Genomic DNA, 1,129 nt, shown 5'->3' with positions numbered 1-1,129 from the left:
GAGGAACCTGCAGGCGCGCGAGCAGGGCGGCCGGCACCGGGTCCGGCCGTTGCTGCTGCTGAACCTGCTGCAGCAGCAGGCGCAGCAGATCGAGATTGTCGCGGTCGTGGCTGCCAAGGCTTGCCTGCGCGCCATGTTCGCTGCGCAGCTGGGCCACCACGGCCGCCTGCAGATCGGTCATGGCGCTGGCGGCGCTGGCCTGCCCCTGCAGGCGTGCCAGCACGGCATCAACCGCTGCACTGGGCAGGGCCGCCGGATTCGCCGCTGGCTGCGGGGTCTGCCGCGCCTGTTGCAGCATCTCGTGCAGCACGCTGCTGGCCGGTACCGTCATGCCGGCCGACGCACCGGGCGCATCCGCATCGGCGAAGGCGTCCTGCATCAACGTCGACCATGAGCCGGCCGGTGCCGACCCACCCCAGCCGGTCATCGGGGTGGGCACGCGCGGTGACGGGCGTCCACTGCGGCCGCTGCCGACCGACTGGGTGATGATCCGGCGGGTGCTTGAGGAACGGGCCAGGTACGGGGTGTAGACCAGGCCTGGCAGGATCCCGTGCTGCGCCAGCAGCGCATTGGCACGGTCGAGCACATCGCCCAGCCGCTCCAGCACCTGCCGCTCGAAGCTGCGGTACAGCGCCATCTGCACGTCGGCGCTGAGGGCATCCTGTTCGGCCAGCTTGCGCACCATCGCGCACAGGGCCTGCGGTGCCAAGGGCAGGGTGTCGGCTTCAAAGGCTGGTGCGCCGGCAACAACACCCAGACGCTGGCCCAGCAGGTTCAAGGCGTTGGCCGAGCGCAGGGTTTCCCGGCGCACCATTTCGGTCAGCAGCAGGTCGCGGTCGACTTCATGCTCGGCCACCAGGGTCAACCCCAGCATGCCGGGCAAGGGCGGTGGTGTGGCGGCAGCCACGACCGGGGTGATCGGTTCACGCAGCCGCACAAGCGCATCGGCCAGCGCATCGAGCATACGATCGCTGAAGTGGCCGGCGAACGCATGCAGCTGGCCGCGTTGGCCCAGCAGATCGGCTTGCTGTTGCGGGTTGCGGGCATGGTCGGCGTCATGCAGCAGGGTCTGCTCCAGCGCTTCCACGGTCAGGATCAACGGCGCCGTCAGGGCCTGACGGCACAGGCC

The 1,129-nt window shown here is 70.1% G+C and carries 1 protein-coding gene; it reads right to left on the bottom strand.

Features of this window, described 5'->3' with window-relative positions; translation table 11 throughout:
• A partial coding sequence (locus AB4Y84_RS22190) for a DUF1631 family protein (RefSeq protein ID WP_442251001.1) occupies positions 1 to 1,129 on the bottom strand: 1,129 nt, incomplete at both ends.

It is taken from the genome of Stenotrophomonas sp. 2YAF22, assembly GCF_052114665.1.
GTDB classification, from domain to species: Bacteria; Pseudomonadota; Gammaproteobacteria; order Xanthomonadales; family Xanthomonadaceae; genus Stenotrophomonas; species Stenotrophomonas indicatrix.
Note: the sequence above shows the minus strand (reverse complement) of the source record. Positions and strands in the feature narration are given on the sequence as shown.